This window comes from Shimia sagamensis (genome assembly GCF_900182745.1).
Taxonomy (GTDB): Bacteria; Pseudomonadota; Alphaproteobacteria; order Rhodobacterales; family Rhodobacteraceae; genus Shimia; species Shimia sagamensis.
In genome coordinates this window covers 107,645-122,823 of the sequence record NZ_FXTY01000010.1, presented here as the reverse complement: position 1 = coordinate 122,823, position 15,179 = coordinate 107,645, and the positions used below count along the sequence as shown (strand labels likewise).

The 15,179-nt window shown below is 54.5% G+C and carries 12 protein-coding genes and 1 pseudogene; 6 read left to right on the top strand and 7 right to left on the bottom strand.

The annotated features are described in order from the left end of the window. A partial coding sequence (locus QOL67_RS20150; protein ID WP_283427790.1) for a hypothetical protein occupies positions 1-276 on the top strand: 276 nt, incomplete at its 5' end. Between the two features lie 43 nt (positions 277-319). Here QOL67_RS20150 and QOL67_RS20145 read toward each other — a convergent pair. The 3 genes from QOL67_RS20145 to QOL67_RS20135 all read right to left on the bottom strand — a co-directional run bounded on the left by QOL67_RS20145 (position 320) and on the right by QOL67_RS20135 (position 5,598). Further along, positions 320-1,450, bottom strand: coding sequence for an MFS transporter (locus tag QOL67_RS20145; RefSeq protein ID WP_283427789.1), 1,131 nt, complete (start codon positions 1,448-1,450; stop codon positions 320-322). A gap of 650 nt (positions 1,451-2,100) precedes the next feature. Further along, the gene (locus QOL67_RS20140) at positions 2,101-3,765 is read right to left on the bottom strand and encodes an arylsulfatase (protein WP_283427788.1); all 1,665 of its coding nucleotides are present in this window, start codon (positions 3,763-3,765) and stop codon (positions 2,101-2,103) included. Positions 3,766-3,867: 102 nt separating this feature from the next. Beyond that, on the bottom strand, positions 3,868-5,598 hold the full coding sequence (locus QOL67_RS20135) for a sulfatase-like hydrolase/transferase (RefSeq protein ID WP_283427787.1): 1,731 nt from the start codon (positions 5,596-5,598) through the stop codon (positions 3,868-3,870). 349 nt (positions 5,599-5,947) lie between these two features. On the opposite strand from QOL67_RS20135, the gene QOL67_RS20130 reads away from it, so the two are divergent. Next, entirely contained in the window at positions 5,948-6,826 is an 879-nt protein-coding gene (locus tag QOL67_RS20130; protein ID WP_283427786.1) for a helix-turn-helix domain-containing protein, read from the top strand. Positions 6,827-7,742: 916 nt separating this feature from the next. On the opposite strand, the gene QOL67_RS20125 is transcribed toward QOL67_RS20130, so the two are convergent. The 3 genes from QOL67_RS20125 to QOL67_RS20115 are packed head-to-tail and all read right to left on the bottom strand — an operon-like array spanning position 7,743 to position 10,038. Then, positions 7,743-9,275 carry a cryptochrome/photolyase family protein gene (locus QOL67_RS20125; RefSeq protein ID WP_283427785.1) on the bottom strand — a complete coding sequence of 511 codons (1,533 nt, stop codon included), beginning with the start codon at positions 9,273-9,275 and terminating at the stop codon, positions 7,743-7,745. Beyond that, positions 9,269-9,934, bottom strand: a complete 666-nt coding sequence (locus QOL67_RS20120; RefSeq protein ID WP_283427784.1) for an SDR family NAD(P)-dependent oxidoreductase — start codon at positions 9,932-9,934, stop codon at positions 9,269-9,271. Before QOL67_RS20120 ends, QOL67_RS20125 begins: the two co-directional genes overlap by 7 nt. Then, the gene (locus QOL67_RS20115) at positions 9,931-10,038 is read right to left on the bottom strand and encodes a DUF2256 domain-containing protein (RefSeq protein WP_346770618.1); all 108 of its coding nucleotides are present in this window, start codon (positions 10,036-10,038) and stop codon (positions 9,931-9,933) included. The genes QOL67_RS20120 and QOL67_RS20115 overlap by 4 nt, the downstream gene beginning before the upstream one ends. 203 nt (positions 10,039-10,241) lie before the next feature. Here QOL67_RS20115 and QOL67_RS20110 point away from each other — a divergent pair, with 203 nt between their 5' ends. The 3 genes from QOL67_RS20110 to QOL67_RS20100 all read left to right on the top strand — a co-directional run bounded on the left by QOL67_RS20110 (position 10,242) and on the right by QOL67_RS20100 (position 12,727). Beyond that, positions 10,242-11,654 (top strand): cryptochrome/photolyase family protein, encoded by a 1,413-nt coding sequence (locus tag QOL67_RS20110; protein ID WP_283427782.1) that lies wholly within the window; start codon positions 10,242-10,244, stop codon positions 11,652-11,654. Positions 11,655-11,710: 56 nt separating this feature from the next. Continuing rightward, positions 11,711-12,190 carry a thiol-disulfide oxidoreductase DCC family protein gene (locus QOL67_RS20105; RefSeq protein WP_283427781.1) on the top strand — a complete coding sequence of 160 codons (480 nt, stop codon included), beginning with the start codon at positions 11,711-11,713 and terminating at the stop codon, positions 12,188-12,190. A gap of 66 nt (positions 12,191-12,256) precedes the next feature. Beyond that, positions 12,257-12,727: a CIA30 family protein gene (locus tag QOL67_RS20100; protein ID WP_283427780.1), complete on the top strand. Its 471-nt coding sequence runs from the start codon at positions 12,257-12,259 to the stop codon at positions 12,725-12,727. Between the two features lie 192 nt (positions 12,728-12,919). On the opposite strand, the pseudogene QOL67_RS20095 reads toward QOL67_RS20100, so the two are convergent. After that, positions 12,920-13,294 (bottom strand): annotated as a pseudogene (locus tag QOL67_RS20095) (DUF3833 family protein); the annotation flags it as partial. Between the two features lie 57 nt (positions 13,295-13,351). On the opposite strand from QOL67_RS20095, the gene QOL67_RS20090 reads away from it, so the two are divergent. Continuing rightward, positions 13,352-14,478, top strand: a protein-coding gene (locus tag QOL67_RS20090; RefSeq protein WP_283427779.1) for an IS3 family transposase whose coding sequence is annotated in 2 segments (ribosomal slippage) — positions 13,352-13,616 and positions 13,616-14,478 — 1,128 coding nt in all. Because the reading frame shifts where the segments join, the coding sequence is not laid out codon by codon here. Positions 14,479-15,179 lie beyond the last annotated feature (701 nt).

Genomic DNA, 15,179 nt, shown 5'->3' with positions numbered 1-15,179 from the left:
TTGCTTAGGTCCCAACACCGTCAATCCCCCTGCATTCACAAGCAAATTGAATCAGTGAAGGACCCTCAAATCAAGAAGAGTTTTTCAACACAATACGCCCTTCCTGCTTCAGGCGCCCTCCATGCTGCGCTGCGCACCAATGTTGTAGAAGGGGCTGACACCTGCCAACCGGTGTCGCCGCGCCAGCACGTCCAAGACGAAAATCTAGCGCTGCAGCGCCGCAAGTCGGCTTTGAGCCCGAAGCGGGTCTTCGCAAATAGTACAGGCGTTGAGTGAAGTGGAGCTTTGAGAGGCCTTGGAAGTTGAGTTTGTTCCACTTTTAATCGTGTGCAGCTATCCAATAGAGAATCCCAAAGGCCAAAGCGCAGGCGACAATTCCATGCTGCGCCTCTGCAGACAGGTACGCCAGTGAAAAGCCAGCAACCAATGGCCCAAGGGCTGCCCCGAAGTCGCGCCACGCCTGCATTCTGGCAAGTGGGCCGATCGCGTCCTGCTCCACATCCAGATCGGCCGCGATGACTGCAGGTCCAAGAGAGGCCAAAGCACCTCGGAAAAGCAACATCACCAGTGCACCAATCACCGTGACCCCTGCCGCCACGCAGATGAACCCGACCATCGTCAGAACGGCAGCCGTTATAAAAACCCTCCGAGCTCCAAATTTGTCAGCGATTGCGCCAAACAAAGGCGCCGCGATGGCCTCCCCAAAGTGGCGCATAGCCAGGAGTGCGCTTCCTTCCATTACTGCAGTCGAAAGATCGGCATTCCGAGCAAAGATCAATGTAATCGTGATGGCGAATACTCCGTCCACTCCATAGCCCTGCAAGAAGAAAAGCACATCAATTGGCTTGGGACGCGCCAATACTGGTGGTCGGTTGCGGCCCTTGGTCGGTGAAATGGCGCGAGGTAATCGCAATGCGATGAGGATGCCAAGCGCGGTTGGTATGGCCAGAACGGCAAATGCCATTTGTGGTCCGGTTTGTCCCACCAGCCAAGCTCCACCAAACAATGCAAGAATAGGTCCGACCCTTTGAATGGCCTGTCCGACTCCGACGCGTGTGCCGACTTTTTCACGAAACGCCACCGCGTAGGACAAGGTAGCAAGCACCAAACTGGCATATGTCAACCCCCACAGTATCCGCGCGCCGAGCAAAAGTGCAGGACCTTCAAGAACGCCGTAGGCTGCAGTTGACACAGTTGCCGTGACTGCGGCGCAGAGGCACATTTTTCGCAATCCCAATCCGGCAGCAAGGCGGGCAATAGCTCCATATGCAAAGACACGAACGAACCGGTTTGCAGACAGCATGATGCCGACCCAAGGTAAAGTCAGACCAAACTCAGAGGCGTAGACGGGTAGCACAGCGTAGAGCAATGCATCGCCGAGAAGCGCCAGTGACATGATCGACGAAGACCCGATAATGGCACGCCAGCCGTGATCTTCATCTACGCTCACTGCACCCGTCCCTTCACAAATATTTGGTTGGTCTCACCAGCTAGGTAATTCTTGAAACTGGTCCGGCGGTCAAGGCTCGATGAGTGCTGCTCCCAAGAAACGCAATCAAACAAAGTCAGCTTCGTCCGCACCGCTGCCCCCAACCCCCAAATCTCGCTGCAACTCTCATCAATGACCGCTTCTCACGCGGCATCGCAGCGATCGAAGGCTGTGTTCCCAGGCCGAAAGGCGGGCTTTGCAAAGGTCGCTTCCTGCGCAATGCTGCCATTGGCACCTCTCGTCGAAGCCGGCCAAGCGCTCGTTGGACAAGCATTTGTACCAGGAGGTCGACTCCCAGCCCCTTCACGACATTCGCATCAAGCTCGGTCACTGCTCCGCTGCGAGCGCACAGCGTTTCGACCCTATTCCCGAAAGCAGTCCTTCAACAGGTTGAGACCGCATCAATTGATGCCGCGTCCCGCCCCTATGGCAGCAATGCGCTAAAAGCGAGCTTTGCAACGTCATACGGCCAACTCCTTTCTGACTAAAACTCCGCATTCCATTGCATCCTTGAGGCCGGCCGAAGCAGCCAAGCTCTTAGCCTTTGCAGTTGTCAAAGAATTCATGGTATTTCCTCCATTAAGAAAAACAATTTCGCATTGAGGCGTTGACTAAAACTTGCCGACGCCTGGATCTGCGGCATAAAACAGACGGCCATCCGGGTGGACGACGCCATTTTCAGCCGCGTATCGCTGCCAATGACGGCTAAGCTCTTCGACCTGGTTCGGAAACTTGGCTGCCAAATCAATAGTTTCGCCGGGATCTTGGCTGACATTATAGAGTTGCCAAGTTCCATTGCCGTACGGTTGCGGTAAACGCAGTATTTTCCAATCGCCTTGCCTGAGCGCGTCCATTCCGTAGGCTTCCCACGCCATAGGTCGGGCACTAAAGCCGTCATCATCGCCGATCGTAAGCAGAGTATGCAATGAACGTCCTTGCAGTTCGGAAACTCCCTGCACCGCGCTCGCTCCTGGATATGATGCACCGGTAAAGTCCAATATTGTTGGCATCACATCCATAATATGGACTGGAACATCAGTCTTTTTGCTTACATCCAATTTCTGATTTGGGGCTTTGATGATTGCAGGGACACGAATCCCGCCTTGAGAAACATATCCCTTGAATAGCCTAAGGGGGGTTGCGCTGGCGTAGGCCCATCCTGGACCAATGTCGGTGGATGATCCGGGGCGCCCCTTGTTCTCAAGACTATTGTCAAAACTATCCACAAATTCCGCAGCTTCACTGCCGAGCGAGGCGTAATCCAAAATGGAAGTCTTGCTCGGTCCGTTATCAGACAAAAATAAAATGAGAGTGTTGTCGTACTGTCCAGTTTTTTTCAGGTGTGTCAGCAACCGGCCTATGGAATGATCCATAAAGGTGATCATTCCGGCATATATTTCCATATCCCGCGCCCGATGGGCTTTTTGATCTTCCGTCAAAGACGCCCACGACGACACCCAACTTGGTCGTTCTGATTCAGGTATGCCGTTGGCGATTAGGCCTAACTCCTTTTGCCTTTGAAGCCGCTTTGAGGAGAGTTGATCCCAGCCTGCGTCAAACTGCCCTTTGTACATTTGGATATTTGCATCCGGCGCATGCAACGGATTGTGTGGCGCCGTAAATGACAGGAAGGTAAAAAACGGCTTTTGGCTCGCCACGGCTTCATCCACGAAGCCAATGACTTTGTCGGTGTAGTACGCCGAAGAGTAAAAATCCGAAGGAAGAGTCTCTACTACAACGTCGTTTTCCATATACGTTGTTTCGGAGCCTGGAATAATTGGTATTTGATCCGCCCAATGGCTTGCGGCGCCATTGATGAGTGCGAAGGATTTTTCAAATCCACGTCCGGACGGCAAATTTCTTTCGTCGTGGCCCAGATGCCATTTTCCGGCCATTGACGTATGATATCCCGCGTCCCTCAGCACTTCACCGATAGTGACGACATTTTCCCCGAGATGTCCCCTATATGCCGGCAGGCCATTCTGATTGTCCGCAATGGCACCGTCATTGCCCCCCATGCCTGCCTTGTGAGAGCTCACGCCTGTAAGCATGGCTCCGCGACTTGGGGAACAATTTGGCGCGGCGTGAAATTCCGTGAACAAGACACCTTCAGAGGCTAGCCCGTCAATGATCGGGGTTTGAATGGCGGCTCCAGTAACGCCCAGGTCCGAAAAGCCGAGATCATCGGCGACAATGAGAAGAACATTTGGCCGCTCTTCAGAAAGGACCGGCGTTGAGAGCAGGCCCACAACGCAAGCTGAAACAAGGTGTTTCATAGGACAACGAAAAAATGCATCTGTTTTCTCACAATTTGGAAGGTACCGCACTCATTGGTGCCCGTCCTCAAACGGGCACCATCAATGATTTTGAGGCGGTGCTTACTCGCCGAATCCTGGTTCGCTCAGTTCAAAAGGAAGCTGGTCCAGGTGCTCGATGAACTCCAAAGGATCAAACGGCAGGTTCTCAAAGTCGGCTGGGGGATTGCTAAGCTCCAATGTCTCCGGCCGCGCGTTGGAAAGGTTACCATAAGCGGGCCCTCGGCTATGATGCCGATCCGGATACTTCATTTTCCACAGCTCGTGACGCGCGCGCATTCTTTTGAACGGTTCTTTGAAATGGAAGCCGCCAACGACAATCGGATTCACTTCCCGATGGTCATTGTATAGGTCATAGACGGCGGTCAGCCCTGACTTCGCCTGGCCTGGGTCATTGGAGGTCCAATGGATTTTGTAGTGGTCCTTCACCGTCGCAGCAAGGTCGGGTCCCTGATAAATGAAGACATGATCTCGGCGACCAAAAGTATCGCCTTTAAAGAACAACGCTGTCTGGTCTATGCCGTCAATAATTCGATCACGCGGAATATGCGCTGTTGCTCCGGCTAGGCGCGCAAATGTTGTAAACAGATCAGTTTCATGGATCATATCTGCCGCGTATTGTCCTGGATTGATCACTCCCGGCCAAAGGGCAGCCGCGGGCACGCGAACGCCACCCTCTGTGAAATCTCCTTTACCTCCGCGGAACAAACCTTCACCCAATCCAGCCCCTGAGGGAGGATTGTGGGTCATTGGGCCATTGTCGGCCATGGCAACGATCAAGGTGTTTTCAGCAATCCCCAGCTCTTCCAAGGTATGCCGTAAGACAGCAATGTCTGGTTCAATTACTCTTTGGTAGTTTTCGCCAACAAGCCCACGTTGCAGAGTCTTTTTTTCAGGCTCCGGTATGAAGGACATCCACAAGGGCCACCATGCCAGGTAAAAGGGCTTTTCGGCCTCAGCACTGGCACGTACAAAATTTATGGCACGCTCACGGCTCTCGATGTCGAAATCGTAGTAGTCCTGCACTTCCTGTGAACCGTCGCGCCATTCGGCGGCTTGTTCACCCTTCTTTCCCTCCATGTAGAAGACAAATCCTTTGTCTTGAACGAAGTAGTCGTCGCGCTGATAGGGGTTATCAAGCAGCAACTCTTCCTTCATGCCGATAATTGCATTGGCGCCTTCACCGGTAGCGTTGTAGAGGCTGGTCACTTGGTTATAGACCGCCCAAAGGGCTTCGTCGAAACCCTGATTGTTTGGGTAAGATTCTTCGATGTCGCCCAAGTGCAACTTTCCAAAGAACCCGGTTGCATAACCTTCCGCAGACAATACCTCCGCTAGGGTCACATTTTCTTCGGCCAAGCCCGCATACTCAATTGGAAATCCGATTTCCCATGTACCTGTCCTAATGGCGTTTTGCCCGGTTAGAACAGCGGCTCTGCTGGGCGTGCACCCCGGCTCGGTATACATGCGAGAGAACTGCATGCCTTCGGCAGCTAGTTGGTTAAGGTTTGGCGTCGAGTACCCACGCATCTGTTGATACATGACATCGCCAAATGCCATTGGCGGCTGGTCGTCCCACATGTAGTGGACGATGTTCGGCGGCCTCCCGAACTTTTCGCGCAGCTCGGCAAGTTTTTGGTCCAACTCACCGTTCTCGACAGACCAAACCTTTCCGTTTTGCGCTTCGAGAATGTAGTATTCCGCGTCGTGCACGATTGGCTCATTTTCAGCAAAAGCCGCGGAGCCAAACAGCACAGATAGTGCGACGCCTCCTAATGAAAGATTTCGTTTCATTATTTCCTCCCTTGAGTACGATGTTTTTTCAAACCGTCCAAAATCAAAGCGTGACAGTAGGCTGAAATGGACGTGGATTGTTTCTTGGCTTGTTCGCTGAGTTCAGTGTGTTCTGCGGATGTGAGGAAAGTAACGGTCCGAACGGACCTCACCGTTTCCCTTGGGAACCGAGGGCGACCAAGCACGCTGGCAGAGTTGGGTCTATTATTGGAACTAGACACTTGCCGAAACAACCATAGATGAGTTTACATTACCGGTAATGTATCGAGGCGCAAAAAACAGAAGCATCGAAAATTCGCCACATGAGCCGAGGGCTCCTGCGGCGTCGATCGTTTTGGCGGATCCAAATATGATCAACAATATCTCCGATTGGGACATTGATTTTCGCCAAACGGAACCGGGTGCTTTGCAGACTCGACTGGATTTTCGCTCAGGTAACGATGTGACATTGATGGACATTTCGATGTCCCATGCCGTTCATCAGACAGGGGTGTCTCCAAAAGGGTTCATTTCAGTTGGCTTGGTTCGACCCAACCGTATCAAGTCTTGGAACGGTTGCGATTTCTCGGCTTCAGAGCTTGTTTGCTTTGGCAATACCAAACCATTTGACGGTGTCGGAACGACGAGGTTTCGTGGCCTGACCATCTCGATTAGCCATCAATTTTCTGAGGCGCTCGCCGATGAAGTTGGCCTTCCTATAAGTGAAGTACTATTCGGCGGCAGTCAGCCGGTCATTGTGAGGAACTGTGAATACCTCGAAAACCTCCATGATGCCAAACGCAGGTCTTTTGCCGGAGGTGGGCAATCTTTGTCGCGAGAGCAAGAAGAAGATGTGCTTCTCAACTTGCTTCAAGCGACACACCGCGGGCGAAATTCCGAGGATAAATCGGCTCCTTTTGCGCGCTCGAAAGCACGACGCTTGGCAATTGACGCAATGACTGCCAACGACACCGAAAATCTGACGATTGGAGACATCTGTCACGAGAGCGCTGCCTCTTGGCGGACATTGGACCGAGCCTTCAAAGAAGAATTTGGTATCGGCCCCAAGAGATACTACCTGAATTTGCGCCTGAGCAGGGTGAGGACCGCCTTGATGGACAACGAAGGAAACAGAAATGTTGTCGACATCGCAAACGATTTCGGTTTCTGGCACATGGGTGATTTTGCCCGAGAATACAGGAAGCTATTTGGAGATCTGCCTTCCGTCGCGCTGAAAAACAACTCTTGAAGCGCCAATTGGACTTAGAGGCATTCGTCCGGTTTTCAGCAACGCTGAACGTTTGACCGCTCTGTTGTTTCGAACGATCTGGGGCCTTTAACTTTGCCGGGTTCAGAGCATTAGCTCAAACGCCTCCCTTGAACTGTGCGACTCCATGGGGGGCTAGCATATTGCAGTTTTCGTATTTCGACCTCCCGCTTCGAGATCTGTCTTAGTCCTCAAAAACGTTGTTTGGCTTAGCTCCCAAGGTCTGCTTCCATTCCCAAGAAGCTATTTGGTCAATGCGCAACGAGCGGCAACAATGCTGCAATGTTCTGGCAGACCGTATCCGCTTTTAGCTGTACTCCCTTCATTACTTGAGAATGTAACGGTGGCGGGCTTGTCCGTTTTGCTGACTTCTAGCCCCAAAACTTCGCCGCAGCTCTCATCAGTGTCCGCTTCTCACGCGGCATCGCAGCGGTCTTGGACTGCGTTCCTGGGTGAATATTCGGACTTTGCAAAGCCCGCTTCCTGCGCTTCGCTGCCATTGGTGACTCACGCAGCATCCGGCACCGCTGCGGTTGCCTATTGAAAGGCAACTTTCGGGAAATCGGCCTTAGAGCTTTGCGCCTGCAGCGGAGCACGTGCTGAGCCTCATGCGAATGTCGTTTTGGGGCTGAGAGCCGCCATCGGGCAGCCATCGCTTGGCTCGATCTCGCTGCAGACATGCTGCCGCACCGCCGCAAGGCAGCTGTGAGCCCATAATGACCGATGCTGCATCTTGCACAAAGAGCAGCGAAGCACCGAATACAGACATTGGTCCCGGAAAAGCCGACCCTAAGCTGTAGCTGACCGATGCTTGATTTCGCCGCGGCGTGGCTTACCAGACAGATTTTGGCTGCGATGCAGAAAGCACTCCGCAACCAGTTCGTCGAGCGACAGGTGCTTATACAATCTCACCCGTGTCCAACCGAGCCAGCCAATCCGTCGCGTCATCAACTATTTTTTTTCGTTGGCCTACGTCGCGCTTGTCCCAACTCCGATAAATAACGGCCATCCTCGGATTGTTTAGAAATCGGTCCCGATGGCGTTCGATGAAGTGCCAGTAGAGAAGATTGAAAGGGCAAGCCCGCGCGCCCGTCTTGGTCCTAACGTCATACTGGCAGCCCGTACAATAGTCGGACATCTTGGAAATGTAGTTGCCCGATGAAACATACGGCTTGGATGCGACCAACCCGTCGTCTGCGTACTGGCTCATCCCAATAGTGTTGGGCGCTTCGACCCATTCGAACGCATCGACATATACGGAAAGATACCATTCGTGCACCTCCCCGGGATCAAGGCCGGCAAGCAGGGCAAAATTGCCAATAACCATCAGTCTTTGGATGTGGTGCGCGTAGCCGTGTTCCCGGGTCTGCCCCACAACCTCGTCAACACAGTGCATGTGTGTTTCGCTCCCCCAGAAGAAAGCAGGAAGCGGACGACTGTGGTCGAGCATATTTCGGGACGTGTAGTCCGGGCCTTCGAAAAAGTAGATGCCCCGCACATATTCGCGCCATCCAATTATCTGCCTGATGAATCCTTCGGCCGCATTCAGAGGTGCCTTACCTGCACGCCAGGCCGCCTCGGCCCGCAGGCAAACTTCCATTGGAAGCAAAAGACCAAGGTTGAGATATGGCGAGATGACCGCATGCCAAAGCCACGGGTCGCCCATGACCATGGCGTCCTGATAGTCACCAAATGACGGAAGAGTATGGGATATGAAGTGGTCCAGAACCTCAAGTGCCTGTTCCCGATCCGTCGCGAACTCGAAGGGGTGCAATTGCCCGAAATTCCCTGCGAAACGATCCTTGACGAGGTCAAGCACCTCGGCAACAACAGCGTCGGGTGGAAAACCAGGCGGTTTAGGAGGGCGGGCGTCTTCTGGTGCAGGCTTGCGGTTCTGGTTGTCATAGTTCCATTTGCCACCGGCTGGTGCGTTTCCGTCCATCAGCAATCCTGTCTTGCGGCGGACATCCCGATAGAACCACTCCATTCGAAGGTGCTTGCGGCCTTTTGCCCAGTCGGCGAAATCCTTGGGCGAAGTGACAAAGCGGTCATCGGGTAGCTGGCGCATGACGAGTGGCAGATCGTTCAGCGCGGCGATCAGCCGCCATTCTCCGGGCGTCGTGGCGATAACTTCCTCGACAGCAAACTCCGAAGCACGGCGGACAAGCTCTCCGGGAATTGAGCCTGTGTTGGCCTCATCGTCGAGCCTGCTATAGGCGACTGTCCAGCCGTCTTCTCTCAGGGCCATCGCAAATCTGCGCATCGCGGCCAGAACCAGCGCGATTTTCTTGGGATGATGCGGGACGTACGTGGCCTCGGTCATGACTTCGGCCATGATAACCACGTCACGTTCTTTATCAGCCATTCGCAGCGAAGAGATGTCAGTGCTGAGTTGATCACCAAGCACCAGGATGAGACGCGGCTTCACCATGGGACGGGTTTCCCCGCCCAATCGAAAAAGCCACCGTTGTCGGCTGGAGTCAGCTGATCAAGAACCGCAACAAGGTTTGCGGCCGCCTCGTTTGGCGTCACTTTTGCATGCCCAGAGTAAGCCTTGGAGAAGGGCGTCTCTACGGTGCCCGGATGCAAAGACACTACAATGGCCTGTTTGCGCTTTCTCGAGATCTCGATAGCCGCCGTGCGCACGATCTGATTGGCTGCAGCCTTGGACGCGCGGTAGCTGTACCACCCCCCAAGGTGGTTATCACCGATCGTCCCGACACGGGCAGTGAGAACTCCCACCACGCATTGTGCGTCTTGCGGCAAAAGCCGAGGCAGGTGTTTCAAAACCAACGCAGGGCCAATGGCATTCACCGCCAAGACGCGCGCTAAGTTTTCTGCGTCAATCTCTGCAAGCGACTTCTCGGGGCGTGCGCCCTCTGGGGCCAGAATTCCGCTGGCAATCAAGACCGTGTCGAAAGGTCCTCGCAACACGCTCATGGCCCTCTCGACGCTGGTGGGATCAGTTAGATCCAATCCGTCGCCTGCGCGCGACAGCCGCGTCACCTCGGAACCATATGTTGCGAGAGCCGCGGAAAGCGCCGTGCCAATCCCACCAGAGGCCCCTATGACAAGTGCGCGGCGCGTCATCCCGACCTCACCTTGCGCGACCTGCGACAGCGCTCGGAACAATACCGTACGTCGCTCCATGATCGTGGCCATTTCCCAATCCACGAAAACGGCCGACAACTCACCGGACAGGTTTTGAATGGCAACTCGCTTGCCCGCACGGACCTATACCCCTTATGGCTGAACCCCGAGTGACTTACGGGTTCGCTTAATTTCAATTGTTACGACCCAAACCCCGATCAAGATCAAAAACAAGCTCGAACAAGAGTGTTTTTGAACCATCTGCGGGCGGCCTTCGTATTTAAGACAATCAAGAAAGCGCGTAGAGATGACCGAACCAAAACCCATCATCATCTGGTTTCGAAAGGACTTCAGGCTTGCCGATCACAAGGCGCTTTGTGAAGCCAGCAGAAGCGGGCGCCCGATCATTCCAGTGGTTGTTCTGGATGAGGTTACAGAAACTTTCGGAGCGGCCCCCAAATGGCGCCTGGCCCAAGCGATTGAGCACTTTAACGATCGGCTAAAGGCGGTTGGATCAAGGCTGATCTTGCGTCGCGGAACCTTCGCAGACGAACTGCTTGCCCTGGCACAGGAAACCGGTGCGGGGGACATCTGGTGGACGCGGGCCTATGATCCTGACGCGATTATGCGTGACACCAAGGTCAAATCAAGCCTGAAAGAAGCGGGGATTGGAGCCGAAAGCTGGCCCGGCCACCTTTTGTTCGAACCCTGGGCCGTGACGACCAAGCAGGGCGGATTCTTCAAGGTCTACAGCCCGATGTGGCGTGCCGTAAAAGACCTGGATGTCGCGCCGCCCGACCCCGCGCCACTACGCCTTATGGCGCCCCAGAAGTGGCCGGACTCTGATCGACTTTCGGGCTGGGCGCTCGACAAGAGTATGGATCGGGGGGCAAAGGTCTTGGCCCGACATGCAAACGTTGGCGAATCCGCAGCCCATGCACGCCTTGCCAACTTCCTGAGCGGGTCAATCGGTGCCTACAAGGAGCGTCGCGACTACCCGGCGCAAAACGCAACCTCCCGCCTGTCTGAAAATTTGGCCTGGGGTGAGATCGGCCCGCGTACGGTCTGGCATGCTGGACTGCATGCGCATCTGGAAGGTCAAAGAGGGGCAGAGCATTTCCTGAAAGAACTGGTATGGCGCGAATTTTCATATCATCTGGCCTTTCACACCCCCGAGATCACTCACAAGAACTGGAGATCGGAATGGGACGCCTTCCCCTGGTCGGACCATGAGGACGAAGAAGTTCTGCGATGGAAACAGGGGCGGACGGGTGTTCCCCTCGTCGATGCAGCCATGCGGGAGATGTACGTCACCGGCCACATGCACAATCGCGGCCGCATGATTGTTGGATCCTATCTCACCAAACACATGCTCAAGCATTGGCGTATTGGACAGAAGTGGTTCGAAGAATGCCTGATTGACTGGGACCCCGCGGCGAATGCGATGGGATGGCAATGGGTTGCGGGGAGCGGCCCGGATGCCGCGCCCTATTTCCGCATTTTCAACCCGGAAACACAGGCCCAGAAATTCGACGCCGAGCAGACGTACATTCAAAGATTTGTCGCCGAACGCGCGCCGGACCCCGGTCCAGAGGCTTTGGCGTTTTTCGACGCCTGCCCGCGTGCGTGGGGGCTGTCGCCGGATGATCCTTACCCGACCCCGATCGTTGGACTTGCCGAAGGGCGGCAGCGGGCTCTTGCAGCTTATGAAGCCCGTTGATCCTAGCAACAGGCCACGCGTTCAATTCAGTTTCTCGATGATGAAATGAGAGCAAAATGCAGAAAACAAAAGAACACGTCGTTGTGAGGCCTATAACAGCTCAGGGCAGCACGGGAGATGCTGTGCCCAGCATCTACTATGATGGCTCCTGCCCTCTTTGCACCGCCGAGATCAATCACTATGCGTCCAGGATTGGCAGGAGCAAACTGCAACTGGTCGATGTTTCGATGGAAGGTGCCGACCTGAAGTCCGACCTTGGGGTCGAAGACGCCATGAGCCGGTTTCATGTTCGCAAACCGGACGGGGAACTTGTTTCCGGGGCAAAAGCCTTTGTTGAAGTCTGGCGGTTGGCGCCGGGTTGGACATGGGCTGCCCGATTGGCAAGTATCCCAGGTGTGCTGCCCATAATGGAGGTGTCGTATAGGGGTTTTCTTGTGGTCCGCCCGGCAATCTCGGCGCTTGCCACGGTCCTTGGCGTTCAAGCCGCAAATCCACAACCGACACGATGCAGGAAAACAGGCGATTTGGACGTTTAAAAAGACGCCAACAACCAGGTTGGCGCACCCATTCCGGTTTGAAACCGCATTAAGAGGACTGCCTTTATGTTGAAACTAGAAGCAAACTGGGAGTTTGTCGCTGATACCGTCATGGGCGGTGTTTCAAACGGGCAAATTGCCACGCAGGTTGTGGATGGACGCAGCGCGACACGACTGACTGGCATGGTTTCACTGGAAAACAACGGCGGCTTCATTCAGATGGCAACGGACCTGAAGCAGGACGGTTCAGCTCTGGTTGCAAGCAACTGGGACGGCATCGAGATTGATATCTGCGGTAACGACGAGATTTACGATCTTCGCATTCGAACAGATGACTTGGACCGGCCATGGCACTCGTTTCGCGCACCATTCCGTGCGACAGCACAATGGACAATTGTGCAATTCCCTTTTGCGGTCTTTGAACCTCATAGGACAGACCAAGGTTTTGACCCCGCTAAATTGCGCCGAATTGGCATCGTTGCCGTGGGCCGCGTTTTTCAAGCCGACATCGCAGTTTCGGGTGTCAGGTTGTTTTAGCCGACGATCGGCCTTGGTCTTCGGCATATCCTTTTTCGACGTCTCGCTCGTGTGAACACCATCGCTTGGGAGGTCGCAGCAGCCGCGCCGCCTTGCATTCATCTCGTCCGTTTCGGGGCCGCTTGGATCAAGAAACGCGACACCCTTTTCGACGTTGGGCTGACAATCTGACCATTGCCCGCAATTCAGCGTTCATTTCTTCTCAAACATGATGATCGCTTCGCCGATGCGAACGCCAAATCGGGAAACATAGGCCCGGTTCAAAACCCGGCCGTCTGTCAACAACCACATCCAATCATCGAAATCGACCCGCATCGTTCCTTTTCGAACCGGCAGGTCGATGCGATAGGTCCAGTTGAACGTGTCACCGTTTTCTCGGCCTGTAGCGATCGCCAAGACACCGGGGGCTGTGCCTTTCCAGGTGTCCTCGCCGGTTTTTTCAAGCGTCCAGATGCGCTGCTCGGTGTCCCCATCGTCATAGGTGAAATCTTCGACCAACTGCAGGGGACGACCGTCCCAGGCACCCAAGATTTGGACGTCAAACCGTCGTTGGACATTGCCGAACACTGAGCTTCCCCCAATGAAGTGGTCCGCCCCTATGATTAGGAAAGCGGAGGACCTGAGATGGCCATTAAGAGACCCAAGCCTGAAGAGATTGTCGTGAAGCTGCGGCAGGTTGAAGTTCTGATGGGGCAAGGCATGCCCCGGATAGATGCGATCAGACAGATCGGTGTGACTGAACAAACCTATTATCGCTGGAAGAAGAAGTACGGCGGAATGGGCACAGAACAACTCAAGCAACTGAAGCGGCTCCAAAAGGAGAATGAACGCCTGCGCCGGGCAGTATCGGATCTGACACTGGACAAATTGATCCTGTCGGAGGCCGCAAAGGGAAATTTCTGAGCCCCTCGCGCCGCCGCGCCTGCATCGACCTTGTGCGTAGCCAGATGAACGTTTCCGAACGTCGCGTTTGTCGCGTCTTGGGTCAACACCGATCCACGCAACGGCGATTACCACAGGGGCGTGCCGATGAAGACCGCCTGGTCGCAGACATGATCGAGCTGACACGCCAGTACGGCCGATATGGCTACCGTCGGATTGCGGCCTTGCTAAGAGATGCAGGTTGGCAAGTGAACGATAAGCGTGTCGAACGCCTATGGCGGCGAGAGGGGCTTAAAGTGCCAATGAAACAACCAAAGAAGGGGAGGCTCTGGCTCAACGGCGGATCCTGTGTCCGCCTGCGCCCCGAGTATCGAAACCACGTCTGGTCGTATGACTTCGTGCATCACCGGACAGACGACGGCAGGGCTTTCAGGACGCTCAACATTCTGGACGAATACAGCCGGGAATGCCTCGCGATCCGGGTGAAGCGAAAGCTGAACTCGACCGAGGTCATTGACGCTCTGACGGACCTGTTCATTCTGCGCGGTGTTCCTGCCTACATCAGGTCGGACAATGGCCCAGAGTTCATCGCCGAGGCCGTCAGGGGCTGGATCAAAGCCGTCGGGGCGAAGACCGCATATATCGAACCCGGATCGCCCTGGGAGAACGGATACTGCGAAAGCTTCAACGGGCGAATGCGGGACGAATTGCTCAACGGTGAAATCTTCTACTCGTTACGAGAAGCCCAAATCATCATCGAAAGCTGGAGGAAACACTACAACACCAAACGACCCCACAGTGCCCTGGGCTACCGCCCACCTGCGCCAGAGGCCATCGTCCCGATGGACCAAAGGCCAACTATGCACTAACTTTCAAATTGGACCACTTCGGTGGGGCTGTTCATGAGCTCAATGAGGATGTAGAATTACATGCCGTTCTGCAAAGCTGAGATGAAATTGACCAAGAATACCAAGGCTCGTTTTGGGGGGATCCTTGGGGCTGATCGAGGTCTTCACAGTTAGGTGTGGTGTTTTATGTGGTATGCTTTCAGAACTTCCTTTTTTTCACCTTTATTGGTAGCGATTTACGCGATTTCGCTGGCGGACTTCGTCTCCGCCATTACATCTAGGTTGTTGATTATTTGGTGGCCAAAGTGCGCCTCGCACTTTGTTGCGTGATGCGTACTTATTCACTTCTCTCACGTGTTTCGTAAACCCAGGTTCAAATTGGTCGGATAAGCAGCGTTTCAGCAGGTTTCGTGGGCATGGGCCCCTGCACGCTTGGTCACCTCTTCATTGCACCCTGTGTCCGGAAGAATTTTGGGTGGACTTCAACGCCCGGTGCGAGCCCCCCCCGCAGCCACGCGCCAAACCATCGGCCATCCTGGTAGCCGGCCGCCCCCCTTCAAATCCCTGAAAATGCAAGGTTACGCAATTTATGCGCGCGATGTTGTTTTGGTATAAGGTGGTTTCAGGCGGCACGTTTGCAGCATTAATAAACGCCATAGACGCGACTTTGCCGTGAACACTCCGACCACGGGAAACGACTGTACTTTCTCTTTGACCACAAC

Excerpts from the sequence above, each read along its gene's own strand:
- QOL67_RS20135 (WP_283427787.1), bottom strand. The coding sequence starts at position 5,598 with ATGAAACGAAATCTTTCATTAGGAGGCGTCGCACTATCTGTGCTGTTT.
- QOL67_RS20110 (WP_283427782.1), top strand. The coding sequence starts at position 10,242 with ATGACCGAACCAAAACCCATCATCATCTGGTTTCGAAAGGACTTCAGG.
- QOL67_RS20140 (WP_283427788.1), bottom strand. The coding sequence starts at position 3,765 with ATGAAACACCTTGTTTCAGCTTGCGTTGTGGGCCTGCTCTCAACGCCG.
- QOL67_RS20130 (WP_283427786.1), top strand. The coding sequence starts at position 5,948 with ATGATCAACAATATCTCCGATTGGGACATTGATTTTCGCCAAACGGAA.
- QOL67_RS20100 (WP_283427780.1), top strand. The coding sequence starts at position 12,257 with ATGTTGAAACTAGAAGCAAACTGGGAGTTTGTCGCTGATACCGTCATG.
- QOL67_RS20120 (WP_283427784.1), bottom strand. The coding sequence starts at position 9,934 with ATGACGCGCCGCGCACTTGTCATAGGGGCCTCTGGTGGGATTGGCACG.
- QOL67_RS20105 (WP_283427781.1), top strand. The coding sequence starts at position 11,711 with ATGCAGAAAACAAAAGAACACGTCGTTGTGAGGCCTATAACAGCTCAG.
- QOL67_RS20125 (WP_283427785.1), bottom strand. The coding sequence starts at position 9,275 with ATGGTGAAGCCGCGTCTCATCCTGGTGCTTGGTGATCAACTCAGCACT.